Annotated in this window: 17 protein-coding genes and 1 pseudogene; 16 read left to right on the top strand and 2 right to left on the bottom strand. The window is 50.1% G+C overall.

Features of this window, described 5'->3' with window-relative positions; all coding sequences use genetic code 11:
- Window positions 1-26 precede the first annotated feature (26 nt).
- The 4 genes from IEY53_RS05745 (at window position 27) to nagE (ending at window position 5,836) form a co-directional block, all read left to right on the top strand.
- Window positions 27-2,741 (top strand): CHASE3 domain-containing protein, encoded by a 2,715-nt coding sequence (locus tag IEY53_RS05745; RefSeq protein ID WP_189022870.1) that lies wholly within the window; start codon window positions 27-29, stop codon window positions 2,739-2,741.
- A 185-nt stretch (window positions 2,742-2,926) separates the two neighbouring features.
- The gene (locus IEY53_RS05750; RefSeq protein ID WP_189022872.1) at window positions 2,927-3,793 is read left to right on the top strand and encodes a PRD domain-containing protein; all 867 of its coding nucleotides are present in this window, start codon (window positions 2,927-2,929) and stop codon (window positions 3,791-3,793) included.
- 21 nt (window positions 3,794-3,814) lie between these two features.
- Window positions 3,815-4,321 (top strand): PTS sugar transporter subunit IIA, encoded by a 507-nt coding sequence (locus tag IEY53_RS05755; protein WP_189022873.1) that lies wholly within the window; start codon window positions 3,815-3,817, stop codon window positions 4,319-4,321.
- 54 nt (window positions 4,322-4,375) lie between these two features.
- Complete coding sequence (gene nagE, locus IEY53_RS05760; protein WP_189022874.1) at window positions 4,376-5,836, top strand: N-acetylglucosamine-specific PTS transporter subunit IIBC; 1,461 nt, start codon at window positions 4,376-4,378, stop codon at window positions 5,834-5,836.
- 51 nt (window positions 5,837-5,887) lie between these two features.
- Here the strand turns inward: nagE and IEY53_RS05765 are convergent.
- Window positions 5,888-6,126: pseudogene (locus IEY53_RS05765) on the bottom strand (transposase); the annotation flags it as partial.
- Between the two features lie 433 nt (window positions 6,127-6,559).
- Between IEY53_RS05765 and IEY53_RS05770 the strand changes: the two are divergent.
- The 5 genes from IEY53_RS05770 to IEY53_RS05790 all read left to right on the top strand — a co-directional run bounded on the left by IEY53_RS05770 (window position 6,560) and on the right by IEY53_RS05790 (window position 11,789).
- Entirely contained in the window at window positions 6,560-8,080 is a 1,521-nt protein-coding gene (locus IEY53_RS05770) for a methyl-accepting chemotaxis protein (protein ID WP_189022876.1), read from the top strand.
- Between the two features lie 161 nt (window positions 8,081-8,241).
- Complete coding sequence (locus IEY53_RS05775; RefSeq protein WP_189022878.1) at window positions 8,242-8,751, top strand: sigma-70 family RNA polymerase sigma factor; 510 nt, start codon at window positions 8,242-8,244, stop codon at window positions 8,749-8,751.
- 40 nt (window positions 8,752-8,791) lie between these two features.
- Window positions 8,792-9,913 (top strand): hypothetical protein, encoded by a 1,122-nt coding sequence (locus IEY53_RS05780; protein WP_189022880.1) that lies wholly within the window; start codon window positions 8,792-8,794, stop codon window positions 9,911-9,913.
- Window positions 9,910-10,905, top strand: a complete 996-nt coding sequence (locus IEY53_RS05785) for an ABC transporter ATP-binding protein (protein ID WP_189022882.1) — start codon at window positions 9,910-9,912, stop codon at window positions 10,903-10,905. Before IEY53_RS05780 ends, IEY53_RS05785 begins: the two co-directional genes overlap by 4 nt.
- Window positions 10,902-11,789 carry an ABC transporter permease gene (locus IEY53_RS05790; protein ID WP_189022883.1) on the top strand — a complete coding sequence of 296 codons (888 nt, stop codon included), beginning with the start codon at window positions 10,902-10,904 and terminating at the stop codon, window positions 11,787-11,789. Before IEY53_RS05785 ends, IEY53_RS05790 begins: the two co-directional genes overlap by 4 nt.
- Before the next feature lie 78 nt (window positions 11,790-11,867).
- Here IEY53_RS05790 and catR read toward each other — a convergent pair whose 3' ends face one another.
- On the bottom strand, window positions 11,868-12,197 hold the full coding sequence (gene catR, locus IEY53_RS05795; protein WP_189022885.1) for a catDE operon transcriptional regulator CatR: 330 nt from the start codon (window positions 12,195-12,197) through the stop codon (window positions 11,868-11,870).
- Window positions 12,198-12,348: 151 nt separating this feature from the next.
- Between catR and IEY53_RS05800 the strand changes: the two genes are divergently transcribed.
- From IEY53_RS05800 to pdxR, 7 genes are all read left to right on the top strand, one after another.
- Complete coding sequence (locus IEY53_RS05800; RefSeq protein ID WP_189022887.1) at window positions 12,349-13,113, top strand: GTP cyclohydrolase II; 765 nt, start codon at window positions 12,349-12,351, stop codon at window positions 13,111-13,113.
- A 98-nt stretch (window positions 13,114-13,211) separates the two neighbouring features.
- The gene (locus tag IEY53_RS05805; protein WP_189022889.1) at window positions 13,212-14,267 is read left to right on the top strand and encodes an ABC transporter ATP-binding protein; all 1,056 of its coding nucleotides are present in this window, start codon (window positions 13,212-13,214) and stop codon (window positions 14,265-14,267) included.
- Window positions 14,268-14,322: 55 nt separating this feature from the next.
- Entirely contained in the window at window positions 14,323-15,117 is a 795-nt protein-coding gene (locus IEY53_RS05810; RefSeq protein WP_189023160.1) for an ABC transporter permease, read from the top strand.
- Entirely contained in the window at window positions 15,080-15,910 is an 831-nt protein-coding gene (locus tag IEY53_RS05815) for an ABC transporter permease (protein WP_189022891.1), read from the top strand. Before IEY53_RS05810 ends, IEY53_RS05815 begins: the two co-directional genes overlap by 38 nt.
- Before the next feature lie 178 nt (window positions 15,911-16,088).
- A complete protein-coding gene (locus tag IEY53_RS05820; RefSeq protein ID WP_189022893.1) occupies window positions 16,089-16,835 on the top strand; it encodes an AzlC family ABC transporter permease in 747 nt (248 codons plus the stop codon).
- Window positions 16,832-17,140, top strand: coding sequence for an AzlD domain-containing protein (locus tag IEY53_RS05825; RefSeq protein ID WP_189022895.1), 309 nt, complete (start codon window positions 16,832-16,834; stop codon window positions 17,138-17,140). The genes IEY53_RS05820 and IEY53_RS05825 overlap by 4 nt, the downstream gene beginning before the upstream one ends.
- Before the next feature lie 35 nt (window positions 17,141-17,175).
- The gene (gene pdxR / locus IEY53_RS05830; protein WP_189022896.1) at window positions 17,176-18,696 is read left to right on the top strand and encodes a MocR-like pyridoxine biosynthesis transcription factor PdxR; all 1,521 of its coding nucleotides are present in this window, start codon (window positions 17,176-17,178) and stop codon (window positions 18,694-18,696) included.
- Window positions 18,697-18,727 lie beyond the last annotated feature (31 nt).

Genomic DNA, 18,727 nt, shown 5'->3' on the forward strand with positions numbered 1-18,727 from the left:
ACAGTGACCTTATGGGGGTTAAGCCTTTGTACGACAAACAAGCTAGAGGCCTCAGAATTCGCGGCAAAATCGCTTTGGGCTATTTCCTTATTCTATTGATGCTTGGATTGTTTCTAATCATAGTGTCCACCAGAATTACGAGCCTGGAGAAGGAAACGGTCTTTCTTAGCGATCATGATATGAGGGTGCATGAGCTTACATACCAGATTGAGAAAAGCGTGCTCGATATGGAGACAGGGCAGCGCGGTTACGCGCTGACAGGAGATGTGGAATATTTAACGCCTTATAATAACGGGATGGTGAAGTGGCGGATTGCTTATGCCGAACTGACTGACCTGATCGCCGATAATCCGGCCCAGCTGCAGACTTTGAATACCATTGAAGAGAACATTGAGAAGTGGATCAGAGAGGCCGGGGAACACGTGGTTAACCTCAAGCAGCTGGGCCAGAATGCTGCAGTCAGCGCCTACTTTCAGAAAGATCCCGGCAAAACGATCATTGATTTCGTCCGCACGCAATCGGAATTTTTCCGCGAGAATGAACGGACCCTCACCATGGACAGGATTATTAATCTTAAAGACAGCAACCAAAAGCTTCTAATAATGATGTACATTCTTTGGAGTCTGGTGGCAGTAATGGCTACATTGATTACTTTCATCATCTCAGGGATGATTATCAAGCCGCTTGGCCGGGTCATTCAGGCGATCTACAACATCGCCAGCGGCGGCAATATGTCCGAACGGATCGTAGTCAGGACACATGATGAAATCTATGAACTTGGGGAAGCTACGAACCTGCTGCTGAATACGGTTCAACAGGAACAGTGGAGCAGTGAACAGCTCAACAGTATGGCTCTCGTACTTCAGGAAACTACGGATTTGCCTCTGCTGTGCCGAATCTTTGTGAATAAGCTGGCTATTATGCTGGAGATGCAGTACGGATCAATCTATGTATTGGACAAAGAGGATACGCTGAAGCTTGCCTATGCCTATGCCGGCAGCAAGAACAGTACAAGTGCTGCCGGGACGCCAGCGATTGCAATGGGAGAAGGGCTGGTTGGACAATGTGCTTTGGACAAGCGGGTGCTGGTACTGGAGGACCTTCCGCCGGATTTTATTATTCATTCCGGACTCGGAAGAACTGCACCGCGTTATGGAATTATAGCTCCTGTTGTTTTTGAGAACAGGACCTTGGCTGTGCTCGAGATTGCCTCTCTTACCAAGTGGGCTGCACACCACCAGGATCTCTTGAACCAGCTGCTGAAGATGATGGGAATCTCACTCAACTCGGTAATTACACGCATGGAAATTCAGAAGCTGTACAGTGACTCGCAGGTAATGAATGAAGAGCTCCAGGTACAATCCGAGGAGCTACAGGTACAGTCGGAGGAACTGCAGGACCATACCCATGAGCTTATGGAACTGAACAATGCACTTCAGCACCAGAAAGCGGTAGCCGAATCTGCCGCTGCTGATCTGGAACGTTACAATAAACAGCTTGAACTAAGCTCCAAATACAAGACGGAGTTCCTGGCGAATATGTCGCATGAGCTGCGGACGCCTCTGAACAGTATGCTTATTTTGTCACAGCTGCTTGCCGAGAACCGCAGCGGGACACTGACGGAGGAAGAGCAGAATTACGCTTCTGTCATCCACTCCTCGGGGAGTGATCTGCTTGGCATGATTAATGATATTCTTGATCTGTCCAAGGTGGAAGCCGGCAAGATGCTGGTGGAGCTGGATGCGGTTAATTTGACCGAGCTTCCGTCACTGCTGCAAGGTTATTTTGCCATGACTGCGGAACAAAAGAGCCTGGAGTTCACGATTGAGATAGCAGGCGGGGTTCCTGATCTGTTCTTTACCGATGAAATGCGGCTGCACCAAATCCTCCGCAACATCCTGTCCAATGCCTTTAAGTTTACGGAGAAGGGGAGCGTGCACGTTACTTTATCCAAGCTGGATCAGTTCCATTCCCCGCAATATTCAACAGATGAGCCAGTGTTGGCTTTTGCGGTTAAGGATAGCGGAATAGGGATCTCGGAGGACAAACTTGCCTTGATTTTTGAGGCTTTCCACCAGGCTGATGGTACAACGGCGCGCAAATACGGCGGTACCGGCCTTGGATTGTCCATTTCCCTGCAGCTCGCACGCCTGCTTGAAGGACATATTGATCTAAGCAGCACGCTAGGCAAAGGCAGCACATTCACGCTTATTCTTCCCTGCCGGGAAAAGGCTGCGGATGCAGAGCCGGCTCCTGGGGGTGCCCGGGCGGAAGCCTCGGCAGCGCTTGACTCCGGGATCAGCAGAAGCGGGGAGCTTTTTGACAAGCATTATGCCCAGCTTCAAGGGAAAAGGGTATTAATTGTAGATGATGATGCACGTAATATTTATGCCTTGAACAAAGGCCTTGAACCTTATGATATGGATATCCTGACTGCCCAAACCGGATTTGAATGTCTGCAGGTGATCCGGGAGCAGCCGGATGTCGATATCGTGCTGCTGGATATCATGATGCCGCATCTGGATGGTTATGATACACTCTCGATCATCCGTGAGGAGCTGGAGCTGCAGGAGCTGCCCATTATTGCGATCTCGGCCAAAACGATGAAAGAAGACCGGGAGAAGTGTCTGGCTGCCGGTGCCACTGATTTCATCCGCAAGCCTGTTGATCTTAAGGAGGTAGTCAGCGGATTGTACAGGTGGCTGAGTGCCGGCCACAGCAGGACTGGACGCAAAACTTGACATTCAAAAAAAGACATTGACGGCAGAGAGTCGATGAATTATGATAGTTGCATAAATGATCATTTATACGTTAGTGGCGTGTTACCGTAAAGGGCATGAGCCAAGGATTGTCTTGTGATATATAAGACTGTTCTTGGCTCTTTTTGTTGCTTCAAATTGACAATTATTGGAAGGAGGGGGAGGCCATGGCACGGGGAAGTGAACAATTTCAGGTACAACGTGTAATCGGTAACAACGTGGTAATGGTACAGGGGGAACAGAATGGCAAAGAGTATGTCATTATTGGCAAAGGCATCGGGTTTGCGGTTAAAGGCACAGGAGTCATCGAGGCTGGGGATCACCGGATCGAAAAGCTGTTCAGGCTGGAAGACCGTGAAGAATGGAGCCAGTATCAAATACTGCTGGAAGATATTGATCCCAAAGTAATGCGGATTACAGACGAGATTATAAGCGAGATCGCCAGTCAATTTCCCGGCAAATTAAATGACAAAATTTACTTGGCACTCCCAAGCCATATCCAATTCACCATTTACCGTCTGCGCAACGGAATGGATATTGTCAATCCTTTTTTACAGGAAACCAAAATGACCTTTCCCAAAGAATTTGAGATCGCTTACAGGGCGGCGGAGAAAATAAACAGGGAATTTGAAGTGCAAATCCCCGAGGATGAAGTAGGCTTCCTCACGTATCATGTCTATTCAGCGGTCAGCAATGTACCGGTGGGGCAGCTGGTGAAGGTCTCCAACATCGTCAGTGAACTCGCAGAGCTGATCCGTACAGCACACAATATAACCTTTGAGCACGGCAGTATGAATCATGTCCGTTTGATGATCCATCTGAGGTTTTCGCTGGAGCGGATATTGCAGGGGGCCTTTATTGATAATCCTTTTGTGAAGCACATCAAAAAAGAATACAAAGAAGAATACAAGCTGGCTCAAAAACTTGGAAAAGTAATGCAGCAATCTCTGGAGGTTGAGATCCCGGAGGAAGAGTTATGTTTTCTGGCTATGCATTTGAACCGGCTTCTTCAGACCTCACGCAAAGACAAATAGAGTACTTAAGGAGTGGCAAGTATGTTTTCCAAATGGAAATCCAAAAAAGAAGATAAACAGACCGGGACCACACTGGAGATCATCGCCCCTGTCAGCGGTAAAGCGGTTCCTCTGAAGGAAGTGCCGGATGCGGCATTTTCCGGAGGTCAGATGGGCAGGGGGATCGCTATACAACCGGATGAAGGCAAGCTTATCGCCCCTTTTGACGGAACGGTTGCACATATAGTGAAATCGAATCATGCGCTCATTCTGGAGCATTCCTCGGGAGCGCAGCTGCTGCTGCATATCGGCATCGATACTGTAAGTCTTAAAGGGTCCGGCTTTGTCAGTCATGTTGCCAGTGGAGATGTAGTAAAGGCCGGACAGACCTTGATTGAGTTTGACCTGAAGGGTATACAGGAGGCAGGTTGTGCCACCATCTCACCCATTATTGTGACCGGCCTTGGGGAACAGCAGAGGATTGTGGATGAACTGTATGGCCAGGTGATTGCCGGCAAAGACCGGATTATAACGATAACTTCTCTGTAGCACTCCATAGAGTACGGATAGTATACAATTTAATTATGGAAGGATGATTCATCCATGTTGGCTTTTATGCAAAAGTTAGGGAAATCACTCATGCTGCCTGTAGCTACCCTGCCGGCGGCAGCCATTCTTCAAGGTCTGGGGCTGCTCAATTACGAGAAGGATTTGCATTTGGGGAGTGCGGTAGGAGGGTTCCTGAATCAATACTTTGCCCCTTTCCTGAACGCCGGAGCCGGAGCCATATTTGGCAATTTGGCTTTGATCTTTGCCATCGGTGTGGCTATTGGCTTTGCCGGGGATGCAGTAGCCGCTTTATCGGCACTTGTGGCCTATTTGGTACTGGAGAATGTGCTTGGAATCGTTCCTTTGCAGTTTTCGTTTATAGATGACAAGGTTGTGCTGGACATGGGTGTACTCGGCGGGATATTTGCCGGGGCCTGGGCCGCCTTCCTTTATAACCGGTATCACATTATCAAAATGCCGGATTGGCTCGGTTTTTTTGCGGGCAAACGTTTCGTCCCTATTGTTACCGCTGTATCCACCATGATTTTGTCCGTATTGGTAGGGATGATCTGGAGTCCGATTCAGGATGTGATCAGCCAGTTCGGAAATGGGGTGGTAGACCTGGGGGCAGTCGGAGCCTTTATCTTTGGGACGGCCAACCGACTCCTGATTCCTTTTGGTCTGCATCATGTGCTCAACAGTATTGCCTGGTTTCAAATCGGTGACTTTACCAATGCGGCCGGGGAAGTGGTGCATGGCGATTTGACCCGCTTCTTCGCCGGAGACAAAACAGCGGGAATGTTCATGACCGGATTCTTCCCGATTATGATGTTTGCTCTCCCGGGAGCGGCATTGGCCTTTATACACACAGCCAAGCCGGAGAAACGCAAATTGGTAGGTTCGATCTTTATCGGATCAGCGATCGCGTCTTTCCTGACGGGGATCACAGAACCGCTGGAATTCTCTTTTCTTTTCCTGGCACCGTTGCTGTACGTTGTGCATGCGGTACTAATGGGCTTGTCCATGGCTCTGATGTACATTCTGGATGTGAAGCTGGGTTTTGGTTTCTCGGCCGGACTGATTGATTACTTGGTGAACCTTAAGCAGTCTACGAATGCCTGGATGCTTATACCGGTAGGTCTAGCCTTCTTCGTTCTGTATTATGTACTCTTCCGCTTCATTATCACCAAGTTCAACCTCAAGACACCCGGGCGCGAAGATGAGAATGAAGACGAAGAATTAAAAACCTCTTCCGGACAAGGCAGAACAGCTCTTTCTGGTTCAAGCCGTGCCGCCCAAATATTGGATCATATCGGCGGCGCGGGGAATATCCGCAGTATAGATGCCTGTATCACCCGGCTTCGTCTTGTAGTTAACGATGAAAAGGCTGTAAAGGATACGGCTTTGAAGCAGCTGGGGGCTTCGGGAATCATGAGACTGGGGCAAGGGGCAGTACAGATTGTATTTGGACCGCAGTCCGAGCAGATTAAAGATGATATCAAAAAACTGATGTAAGAATAAAGAAGGTAAAACCAGATATTCTCATATTAAATAAGGAGCTGTCTCAAAGGGAATGTTCTCCCGTACCGCTTTGGCAATCTGTCGGGAGAGTAGATGCGCTGCGTGTAGGCGTAAATAATGACTTTGGTGAGCATTTCAGGATGGTAGCTGTCGCGGCCGCCGCCGGGGTAGGCAGCGTCAAAGAAGGTGTTATCCAGCCGATTCACAGCTGTGTTAACGATACGAACGAGGTAGTTTTCTGGAATATCTTCTTCCAGATCCATTGGCAAGCAAAGTGGGTCCATGGGTTATTGAATGTACAAAGAAACCTCTCCTTTGAAATGGTTGGTCGCACTTCCATTTTATTAAAAGAGAGGTTTCTTTTTTGTGTTTTTTAAAGATTGAAGATTCGTTTTCCGCTTAAACAGTGGAGAGGACGGACTGATTGTGGAAAAGCGGTAGCGGTCGCCTTTGTCCACAGATTTTCACCACTAAAGAGAATAAATAAAATCTGGGGACAACAGCGGTTGGAACAACGGTCCGTTCGCGGAGCGTCCGCTCAAAAAGCCTAAGTATATCTGACGTAAAAAAAGGCTGACCCAAGCAGCCATTTCATGGCTTTTGGGACACCCCCTTTTGTCTAATTACGTTAAGCCATCTAATTTAAATGGATTTGACAACCGATATAATACTGCGTATGTAAGCACGAAAGACGAAAGGACGAGAGAGAGAATGTCAATGCTCAAGAAAACGGTGGATCAAGGGCTGTCACAACAAGAATCGGGGAATGTAGAGAATTATATGGCTTTTGAGGATAAGCTGATCCTCCACAGAAACAAGCTGATGGGCTATATGATTCTGCTCATATCACTGTTTGCTGTACCTATGCTGGCCATCTATGAGAACGTCACCAATGGTATCATTATTATTATTACCGCCATCGTAATCAACGGGGGCTTTTTCTATTTGCTGAAGAGCAAAATCGCCTTCAGACAAATTCCTTATATGATTGTGGTGCTCTCCAGTTTATTAATGATTTATTTAAATACGATGGACCCCAGTCTGATCTCATTAGTCAGCTTTGCTGTGCTGCTGACTCTGTATCCTACTTACAAACCGCTGCTGGTGTACAGCATCATTAGCATTTTACAGCTGAACTACTTCATCCTGTATCCTGCAGCTTCCGAATCTCCATCCTTTATGTGGACCGATAATGTCAAGCTGATCATGCCTTTGATCGTGTTGTTCGTACTATCATATCTGTCGCGTCAATTAATAAAGAATGTATTCGAACGCACGCTTGAATCTAAACAAGCGCAGCAGAATATGGAGTTTATGCTTGAACAAATGAAGTCATCCATCCAAGAAATGGGGGCCTTTAATCGCAAATTGCAAAAAAGTGTAAAGGTAACCGGTGAGATTACGGGTGAACTGACGATCGGGTTCACGGAGATGACCCGGGGGGTTGAGAGTCAGGCAGTAAGTGTAAGTGATATTTCGAGTGCCCTTAGCGAAGTTAATACAGCGATTCAGACCGTAGCCGACAACTCCAGCATGATGCGTGAATTGTCCAACACAACAGCGGAATCCGCCGGGCGGGGGAATGAGAAGATCACGGAATTGTCTCACAGCATCACAGACATTCGTGCGATGATGGAAGGGATGGCCCTCGCCATGGAAGAACTCCATGAACAGAACCACAGCATCGGGACAATCGTAGAGACCATTCAGTCGATTGCAGCGGAGACCAATTTGCTGGCCCTCAACGCAGCCATTGAAGCGGCTCGTGCGGGTGAGCAGGGCAGAGGATTTGCCGTAGTTTCTGCACAGGTTCGGAAGCTGGCGGAGCACTCCCATCAATCAGCGGAAGAAATCGCCGGGCGTCTGGGCAGCTTGAGAACCAAAGTGGAGCATTTGTCCTCCCAAATGGAGCAGGGCAAAGTTATGATCCTCACTAGCGAATCTACTGTTAAGCATTCGGAGCAGGTCTTCCGGGAACTGTCCGAGATCGCAGTGCAAGTCGTGAAGCAGGCCGAGGAAGTCGAGGAGAAATCGATTCATGTCCGCAACTCTTCCGATGTGATTGTTACAGAGGTTGATTCTATCTCGGCAGTCACAGAGGAATCCAGTGCGGCTTCTGAGCAGATCCTGGCCAGTGTAGAGGAACAGAAGATGATCGTCGATGAGGTTGTCGAAGGCTTTGAACGTTTGGAAGAGCTTATAGAAAGCCTTGAGTCCTTATCCAGGCAGGCAAGCTGAATGAATCCATAACCGATACCGGGGCAGTTCCTTTGATTTACAAAGGGGCTGCCTTTTTGTATGTTTGAAGAATGAATATGATTATTTTCGAGAATGTTGATACAAAACTGAAACGGCGTCCGTCTTACTTATAGCTGCAGCTGATAAGGAGGATTTACAACATGGAAATTCCGAAATCGGAAGTTTTTCAAAATATATTTTATGAGCATTACCCTATAGTAAGGCGAAAGCTGGTCGCACTGGTGCGTGACGAGGCGGCAGCCGATGATCTCGCACAAGATGTATTCCTCAGGCTCTACCGTAACCCACCCGATGATCCCGCGGCAATAGGTGCGTGGCTGCACAGAGTGCTTACCCGGATCGGGTACGATTATATGGATAAGAAAGCAAGAGAGCGGCGTCTGCAAAATAAACAGGAGCTGTTCTACGACCAAGGGCCGGCTTCCCCCTCGGGAGAGGAAGCGATGCTGCGCAAGCTCGACCAGGAGGATGTCCGGGAATGGCTGGAGGAACTGCCTGAGCGGGACCGTCAAGCGTTGCTGCTGCGCTACTCCGGCTATAGTTATGCGGAGATCGCCGGTGAACTTGGAGTCCGGCCGCCCGTGGTTGGCACCTTGCTCCATAGGGCGACTGCCAAATTAAGACAACATGCCACTAGCGCACAATCCTGACCCAATAGAAAAGAGTTCAAAATTAGGAGGTATTACGAATATGAGCAACAATTCTGCTGAACATAAAGAGGAACAACGCAAAACAGATGAAGCCTGGAGCAGGCTGCAAAACAAGCTGGGGGAAGAAACAATGCATCCCAAATGGGCGGAGTGGGAACAGGGCATGACCCTGGCATCCGCTTCAGTAGCGAATGGGAATACCGCATCTGCACCCGGGCCGCAGGCGACTGAGCCACTGCCGCTTACGGCAACGATGCAAACTGATCCCACTAGAGTAAAAGCAGGGCGGGCTCGCCGCCGGAAAATGAGCCGCAGCCGGAAATGGGCTACTGCCGCAGCCGGGCTTGCAGTGTTTGCGGTGATTCTCTCCACACCTGTCGGAAATACAGCCATGGCCGCGATATTGGGACAGTTCCGGATGGAGAAGGTTACGGTTGTTCAAGAGGATGATCTCCGGAATATGTTTTACCAGATAGACAGTAACGGAAACATCAATGAGACAGTGAATGCATATGGAACCTTTACAAGTGCCTCCGGAACGTTTGGCGGAGAGGTCAAGGCAGATCAACTGAAGGATAAGCTGGGTTATCCTGTAATACATGCGGCACTGAATAATCAGTCTCAGGTCTTGAACGTTTCACCATCCCGTGAAATTACGTTGAACCTGAATGTGTCTAAGGTCAACGAAACCATGCAGCGGCTGGGAGCCAAAGAGCTGCTGCCTGAATCAGTAGATGGCAAACCGCTAACTTTGCAGACCCCCGAAATCGTATACTATGACCTGACCACAGAGGATGGGAAGTGGAGCAGCTTATCACAAATGAAGACCCCGACGCTGCAGGTAGACCCTTCTATTGAAATAGAAGAAGCCCTGAAGGCAGTTGTGAACTTCCCGCTGCTGCCGGATTATCTGAAAAGCAGCCTGGAGCAAAGCAGTGTCCTTTCCGGTGAACTGCCGATGCCTATTTTTGCCGGGAAAGATGCGGAGCAGTTGGAGATAGCGGGTACAACAGTTATCCTGGATCAAAAAGAATATGGTGACAGTGTAACATTTGAAGCTGTCTGGATTCGTGACGGTCTGATGTACAATCTGAGTGGAGGAAATAGGTTTGCAACCAAAGAGAACATAATTGCGAAGGTACAGGAGCTGATACAGTCATGAGTCAGGCAGCCATTGAAGCCATAGGACTAACCAAGGTATACGACAATGGGCGTGGCTGCCGTGATGTAAGCATAACTGTAGGGAAAGGGGAAGCCTTTGGCTTCCTCGGCCCCAACGGTGCCGGCAAAAGCACTTTCGTCAAAATGCTGGTCGGATTAATTATGCCGACAAGCGGAAAAGCCCAGCTGCTCGGCCATCCAATCGGATCACTGGAAGCCAAAGCACAAATCGGTTATTTACCGGAGCTATATCGCTACCAGGAATGGCTAAGCGGAATCGAAGTCATCCGGCTGCATGCCAGATTATGCGGGCAGGAACGTTCGGTCACGGAAGAAAGAATTCCCCGGCTGCTTGATGAAGTGGGCATAGGGCAACGCGGAAAAGACAGGGTAAAACATTATTCCAAAGGGATGCAGCAGCGTTTGGGTCTGGCGTGTGCCTTGGTCGGAGATCCGGCCATTCTGTTTCTGGATGAGCCTTCCTCGGCCATGGACCCGATCGGACGCAAAGAGGTGCGGAAAATTCTGGAAGGACTGAAGCAACGAGGCAAGACCATTTTTCTTAACTCACATCTGCTGGAGGATGTAGAATTGCTGTGCGACCGGATGGCGCTGCTGAATAACGGCGTTATCCTGCGGCACGGCAGTGTATCCGAGGTACTCAACAAGCGAATGAGCTGGCGTTTTAAAGTCGGCGGATTTTCGCCTTTTTTGCTGTCCTGGCTCAAAGAGATTACAGATCTCCATATTGAGCTGATTGTCCCGGTGCAGCCCCCCGGTGCTGACGGACCCGGTACAGTCGGTGATGGGCAGGACCCAAGTGTGGTGTGGCTGGAGGCTGAACTTGCGAATGAGGAGCAGGCCGGCTGGTTGAATGCGCTTATGAATGAGCAGGGGCTGACGGTCTACGAAATTACGCGGACAAAAGAACGGCTGGAGGAGTGGTTCATGAGCGCTGTCTCTGGGCTCAGCCACAGGGGGGAAGACGAATGAGCATTATTATGAGTATGACCTGGAAGGAAATGCTGCGCAAGCGGGTGATGCTGCTGACCCTGATTATGACGTTTGTCTTTCTGGGGGCGTTCTGGTTTGTAGCCGGGACTATCGGAAGTCGCGGCATGCATCAAGGGAATGCCTTGGCCAGAGGAGAACAATTGCTGGTAGATTTCGCCAATGGCTCCATTATCCTTTCTTTGGGATTCTTTTTTGGATCATTTGTTCTAGCTTTCCTGGCCATCTTCAGCTCATTCTCGGCCATCTCCGGAGAGGCCGAGCAGGGGGTCATGCAGGCGCTGCTGCCGCGCCCGCTCCCCCGCTGGAAATGGTATTTGGGCCGTTGGCTCGGCTACGTTACGCTTGGAGTATTATACGCGTTGCTGCTGTTCATCGCTATTCTGCTAATTACCGAGTCTCATGCGTCCATACCCAATGACCCTCAGGCCTGGTTCACTTCGTTCCTGCTGTTCGCGTCCACTGTCCCTCTGCTGATCACAATCTCGATGCTCGGGTCAGGGTTCTTCACTGCACTGGGCAACGGGGTATTTATGACCATGCTGTATGGTGCAGGCTGGCTGGGAAGTATGATTGACAAACTCAGCAGCTCGCTGAAGCTGGAGACAGAGGCGCTGAACTCGCTGCAGATGTTAACCGGATTGATATCGCTTCTGATCCCTGCCGATGGTCTGCAGCGCCGGATGCTGGCGGAGCTGTTCAGCCTGGACGATATGGGGAATCTCATGAATTCCATGGGTACTTCTATGTTCGGATTAAATGATTTCTCAAATTTACCGTCCAACAGCTTTGTGATCTATGCGGCTGTCTATATGATTGTCTTATTTCTGGTCGGGATGTTGCGTTTTCAGCGCAAGGATCTGTGATCCCTTACAAAAATAGCGCCCTTGGGGCTTCCGGAACTACCGGAAGTCAGCAAGGGCGCTTTTGCGCGAGAAACCGTATCAACGGTTCACGCTCATTTCTTCAATCCAATCGCTGGACCAGTTGCCGATTTCTCCGAGAATCGGAGCCAGTGCGGCGCCTTTATCCGTTAAGGAATACTCAATGCGTACCGGCATTTCGGGATAAACAGTCCGCTGAATAACCCCTTCGTTCTCCAATTCTTTCAGGCGGTCGGATAATACCTTGCCGCTGAGGTTGGAAAGGCAGCCTTCAATTTCGCCAAAACGGCGCGGCCCGGTCATGAGTACAAAGACGATCAAGGCGACCCATCGTTTGCTGAGCAGATCAACCGCTTTTTCAAAGCGAGGGCACATTTCAAAATCCTTCATTTCAATCACCTCTGCATTCATTATATCATAAACTTACATAAAGTAATTATAAATATTTAAAGATATATTATAACTTGACGAACTTATATTACGATGATAAACTAACTTACAAATAGTTACTTAACTAATGAGGTTAAAGGAAGGTGCACTCATGATTAAACCAGATATCATAGCTTTGTTACAACATAAAATCAAAAGAATAACCATGGATGATTCTACTAATATATTGGTCGGACCCATTACCTTGCCTGTGAATCTGGATGGAGAGACAATAACCTTCAAATGGTACAGCTGGCTCAAAGGGGTGGATGAAGATCTGGCGGAAGACAGCAGCGAAGCGACGGAGAAACTGATTGAACGTTTGTCTTCAATGAACCTGGCGGAAGGCCAGCAATCCAGCGTATTGGTATACGGAGACTTTGCCGAGGCCGAGGATGCTATGATTCGGATGCACAGTATCTGCCATACGGGCGATATTTTTGGCAGCAAACGCTGTGACTGCGGATTCCAGCTGCACCAATCTATGAGAATGATAGTGGAGAACGGCGCGGGTGCTTTATTCTATCTCGCCAACCATGAAGGCAGAGGCATCGGCCTGTTCAGTAAAGCGATGGCTTATATTTTGCAGGAAGAAGGATACGATACTGTAGAGGCGAATCTGGAGCTTGGCTTTGCGGATGATGTACGGAACTATTCGGATGCCATCGGTGTGCTCAAGTCCCTGCGCCAGCAACCGGTAACGCTGATTACCAACAATCCGAAGAAACTGGAAGCGTTGAAAGCTGCGGGCATGAATGCCGTGAAGCGGGTTCCGCTGTGGGGCGATGTCTCCTCGTTCAACGAGAAATATTTGCGGACAAAGGTGGCCCGTTCCGGTCACCTCGAAGCCGTTAAGGATGCAGAGACCGCTTCCTGATCTATTATCACCCGGAATGAAAAGTAGATAGTGTGCTTTTCCATTCCTTCGATTATAATGGGATACTGAACCTAATTCTTAGATTAGCGAGGTACAATATGGCTGCTATTCAAGTGCAGGACTTGCGCAAAACATTCAAAGTCCAGAAAAACCGCGAGGGCCTCAAAGGGGCCTTCGCTGATTTGTTTAAAAGGGAATACACCGAGGTCACAGCGGTCAAGGACATTTCCTTCACCATTCCGGAAGGGGAGATCTGCGGATACATCGGCGAGAACGGGGCCGGTAAATCCACCACGATCAAGATGCTGACCGGTATTCTGGTGCCGACTTCCGGAACCCTGTCTGTCGGAGGTTATGTGCCGTATACGGAACGTGAACGGTTCGTCCGCAATATCGGCGTGGTCTTCGGCCAGCGCAGCCAGCTCTGGTGGGATATCGGTGTCATCGAATCCTTCCAGCTGCTGCGCAAGGTATACCGGGTCTCCGAGCAGGACTTCAAGAAACGGCTGGACGAGCTGGTGGAACGGCTGGAACTGCAGGATCTGCTGAACCGCCCGGTCCGCAAGCTTAGTCTGGGTCAGCGGATGCGGTGCGAGCTGGTGGCTGCGCTGCTGCACAATCCGTCGATCCTTTTTCTCGATGAGCCGACGATCGGACTCGACATTGTTGTGAAATCGGAAATCCGTGACTTTCTGAAGGATATGAATCAGGAGCATGGCACCACTATTCTGCTGACAACACATGATTTGCAGGATATTGAAGCCCTTTGCTCCCGGGTAATCATGCTGGATGACGGACGGATTATTTATGACGGCGGTCTGGAAGAGCTGAAGCAGCGCTGGGGCACCGGACGCGAGGTTCTGTTCCAGTTCGGGACTGCGACCAAGCTTGCCCAGCTGCAGCAATGGACGGAAGGAATGCCTGTAGCCTGGACAGCTGAGAACGAGCTCGGCGCCAAGGTGTGGATTCCGCTTACGCTGAATGTCTCGGATGTGCTGGGAAGTGTGGTTGGCAAGGCGGACATTACGGATATCAAAATCATTGAAACGAATACGGATGACATTGTCCGCAGCATTTATCAATCGGGATCTGCCGAGAAACCGGACGAGATGGCGGCTGCACTCAAGGATGAAAGAGAGGCCCAGCATGTCTGATAAGCTTAACGCTGCGAGCTCTTCCGGTTCTCCGGCTGCTGGAGGCTTGAGACTGCTGCTCGGCGCCTATTTTGATTTCATCCGCATCCGCTTCCTGACTATGCTGGCTTACCGGGTCAACTATTATTCCGGCATTTTGATTTATATCCTTAATATCGGGGTGAATTACTTCACCTGGATGGCTATTTATGGCGACGGCGAGTCGCTGGGCGGCTTCACAGCGGCACAGATGACTTCCTATGTCGCGGTATCCTGGATGGCGCGGGCCTTTTATTTTAATAATCTGGACCGGGAGATCTCTACGGATATTCGGGATGGCAGCATTGCCATTCAGTTCATCCGGCCCTACAACTATGTTCTGGTCAAAATGATGCAGGGACTTGGCGAAGGCCTGTTCCGTTTTATGATGCTGATGATCCCGGGCATGGTTATTGCCATACTGCTATTCCCGGTGCAGTTGCCGACAGATTTGTCTGCGTGGGCAGGGTTTCTCGTCATGCTCTTCTTCAGCTTCCTGATCAGTTCACAGATTAATATCATTACGGGATTATCGGCGTTTTTCGTCGAGAATAACGAGGGTGTCATGCGCATGAAACGTGTGATCGTGGATTTGTTCTCCGGACTGATCGTCCCGATCACTCTTTTTCCGGACTGGCTCTCCTCCATACTTAAGGTGTTGCCGTTCCAGGCGATAACGTATCTTCCAGGCTCCGTGTTTACGGGCCGGGTGCAGGGAGTGGGAATCTGGAATGTTCTGGGCATCCAGGTATTCTGGTTCCTGCTGCTGCTGATTCCGATTGTCTGGTTATATCATGCGTCGCGGCAGCGTCTGTTCGTGCAGGGAGGGTGAGGAAGAAGTGTATTACCTGGGATTATTAGTGGAATATTTAAAGAACTACATGAAGACCCGGCTTACCTACCGCGCCGATTTCTGGGTGGAGGTTGTGTCGGACCTCTTGTTTCAGGCCACCAATTTTATTTTTATTCTGGTGATTTTTATGCATACAGACAGCCTCGGGGGCTGGAATCAGAATGAAGTGGTATTTGTTTATGGCTTTTTTATGGTTCCGTTTGGTGTATTCAGCTGCTTTGTGAATATGTGGGGCTTCAGCGAGCGTTATATTGTCAAAGGCGAAATGGACCGGATTCTGACCCGGCCTGCCCATAATCTCTTCCAGATTCTGCTTGAGAATGTGGACCCGCCTTCCTTGATGGGCTCGTTCATCGGCCTGGTAATTATGGCGATCAGCGGTGCGAACCTGGGGCTTCCGTTCGAGTGGTGGACGATTCCTGCCTTGATTGTATTGACATTAAGTGCGGTAGCCATCTATACAGGCATCTATACCACGCTTACTTCATTATCGTTCTACTCCGATGCCCCGACAGGGATTCTCCCGCTCATGTACAACATACAGACCTACGGACGTTATCCGGTTACGATCTACAACCGGGCGATTCAAGTATTGTTGACCTGGATTATCCCGTTCGCCTTCGTCGGCATCTATCCGGCTGCCCTTTTTCTGGAAAGGGATGAGATGAGGAACATGGCACTCCTGACCCCGGTGGTGGGAGCGGTGTTTATGACGATTGGGCTGTTGTCCTGGAATTATGGGGTAAGAAGATATAAAGGAGCAGGCTCGTAACACAGCAACTGCTGGAACATGAGGGCAGTCCGGAGCATCGGACTGTCCTTTTTAGTCTGCCCTGACGGGGCTTAACTTAAGAATTGGTATGCTTCCTCCGGCCGAAAGTGGCTATGGGTATAACCGCTTTGTTCCTGTACGCTGTCTTTATCCAATCGCTAAGGGAGAGACACCGTATATGAAGGAGTATGAAATTGATTTTAGAAAAGGACTGGCGGATTCTCTGCCCATTGTTGCCGGATTTATTCCGGCTTGTTTCACGTTTGGCATAGTTGGAACAAGCTTGGGACTGAGCGGGATGGCCGTGTTCCTGCTGTCTGCATGGGTCTTCGCGGGGGCGAGTCAATTCATTGCAGTCAAGCTGCTGGCCGCAGGAAGCTCTGCGCCGGTTCTTTTGTTGATTACGTTGATAGTGAATCTGCGGTATTTATTCATTGGTGTGTCCTTTGCCGGGAAGCTTAAGCAGGGGTTAAGCCTGCCCGCTAAACTCGGAATCGGATTCACCCTTACCGAGGAGGTCTACGCCGTCGCTATGGCCAGAGCTTCCGCAATACAGGGCAATGAGGGAAAACAAGCGGATGTGAAAAAGAAGCTGCCGCCAGCCTATCTGGCTGGCCTGCAATTCCCCCCATATGCAGCGAACCTGCTCGCCACGGGAGCCGGCATTTCATTAGCGGGTTACGTCCCGTCCATGTATTTACCCGCCTTAAATACTTCATTATATGCCTTGCTGATTGCGCTGGTAGTACCCCAAATCCTGCGGAAGCCGACCCATTTGGGGACTTGCTTGTCCGCTGCCGGCTCTTCCTGGCTGCTGCATCCCTATCTTGGGGACTTGACGGTGCTGGCGGCAATGTCGATAGGAATGATCGCGGGCATGTTCTTTCGTTCAGGCCGGCTGCAGACAGGAGAGGAATACATATGATAGCGATCATTGCAGGCATGGCGCTTATTACCTTTGTGCTGCGGGCCGCCCCCCTGCTGCTGGCTGACATTATCGGCCGCTTTCCCGCCAGAATCCGCTTGCTGCTGGATCATCTGCCCATTGCAGTCATGAGTGCATTAATTATCCCCGGAATCACCCAGGTTGACCCGGACTCTACTCTTGTGGGTATTGTATCCGGGATAACCGCTGTTATACTGGTTGTAACCAATAAAATGCCTCTGCTGCTTGTTATTCTGGGTGCCGTTGCGAGTGCGGTTATCACGAAGTTATGTATGTTGTCTTAACAGCTGGGTGAAGGATCGTAAAAGGGAGAATCGGCATGAAGCATGAACTACTGGTCAACTTGGACAGAGTACGGAATATCCCACTAAGCCGGCAGATCTATGAACAGATCCGGGAGCAGATTCATTCCGGCGCTTTGGGCGGCGGGGATGGGATACCGCCAAGCCGGGTTTTGTCCGAACAGCTTAGCGTATCCAGAAGTGTTGTGCTGGAAGCCTATGATCTGCTGCAGGCAGAAGGTTATCTGGTGACAAAGCCGGGAGCGGGAACGTTTGTGGCTTCGTTGCCGATGAATAATCATAACCGGACTGAAATATCCAACGCTTCTGCCAGCACTGGCACACGGCCTGTATTCCCTGTGCAGGGGCCACAGTTTGCCGGTCCATTCATGGCAGTGGAGACGGGAGGCAATCATGTCTCTTGCGATTTTCGGCATGGGGTGCCGGCTTGGGATGCTTTTCCCATGGACCGCTGGCAAAAAGCCCTGCAGCACGCCTGCCGTCAGGCCTCGCCAGATACCTTGGGGTATGGACGGGTAGAAGGTTCACTTGCTCTAAGGCAGGAGATTGCCAGATTAATACGGTCTACCCGTTCTGTTCCGGTCCAGCCTGAACAAATTGTCATTACGGCTGGGGCAACGCAGGCGCTTCATATTCTCTCCCGGTTATGTCTGGCTGGAGGGGGAAAAGTCATCATGGAGGACCCGGCCCATCCTGTTGTCCGGGAGATGTTCCAATTCTCCGGCGGCGAAGTTGTGCCGGTCCGGGTGGACGAAGAGGGGATCAAGGTGGATGAGATCGGGGAGAGTCTCAAGCTGGCGGATTCAAGGGGAGCGCAAAAGACAGCGAAGCTGGTCTATGTCACCCCGTCTCATCAATTTCCGCTGGGGGTGACCCTGTCCTTACGTCGCAGAATGGAGCTGCTGGAGTGGGCCAAAACCCAGGATGCCTATATTATCGAGGATGATTATGACAGCGAATACCGGTATAACGGTCCCAAAATATCGGCGCTCGCCGGGCTGAATTCGGGTGGAAGAGTGATCTATGTCGGCAGCTTCAGCAAAGTCATGTTTCCCGCTCTGCGAATCGGATATGTCATTCTGCCGCCTTCTTTGCTTCAGGGCTTCCTGGCCGTAAAATGGATTACGGACCGATTGTCGCCAACACTGGACCAGGAAGCACTCGCCGAGTTCATCCGCAGCGGGCAATACGCCCGGCATGTGGCACAGATGGGCAAGCTGTATGCGGCACGAAGGGCTTGTCTGGTTACCTGCCTAATCGGGGCATTCGGAGAACGTCTGAAATATTATGGAGACGAAGCGGGGTTACATCTGCTGGTGGAGCTCGATTCGTCAGCAGATGAAGAGCTTCTGGCAGAGACTGCTTTAAAGTACGGAACCCGAATTTATCCGGCCTCGGCTTATTTTATATCACACAAACCCGCGGGGCCTGTATTTCTGCTGGGTTATTCCAATCTTGGTGAGAACCAGATCCGGAGGGGAGTAGAGAGCATGGCGAAAGCAGAAGCGGAAATCCGGCTTTTGGTGCCTAACGAATGATGCATGCACTCTTGTCGCATGATATGTGTAA

Origin of the sequence: Paenibacillus albidus, from assembly GCF_014644435.1 — a bacterium.
Classification (GTDB): Bacteria; Bacillota; Bacilli; order Paenibacillales; family Paenibacillaceae; genus Paenibacillus_AQ; species Paenibacillus_AQ albidus.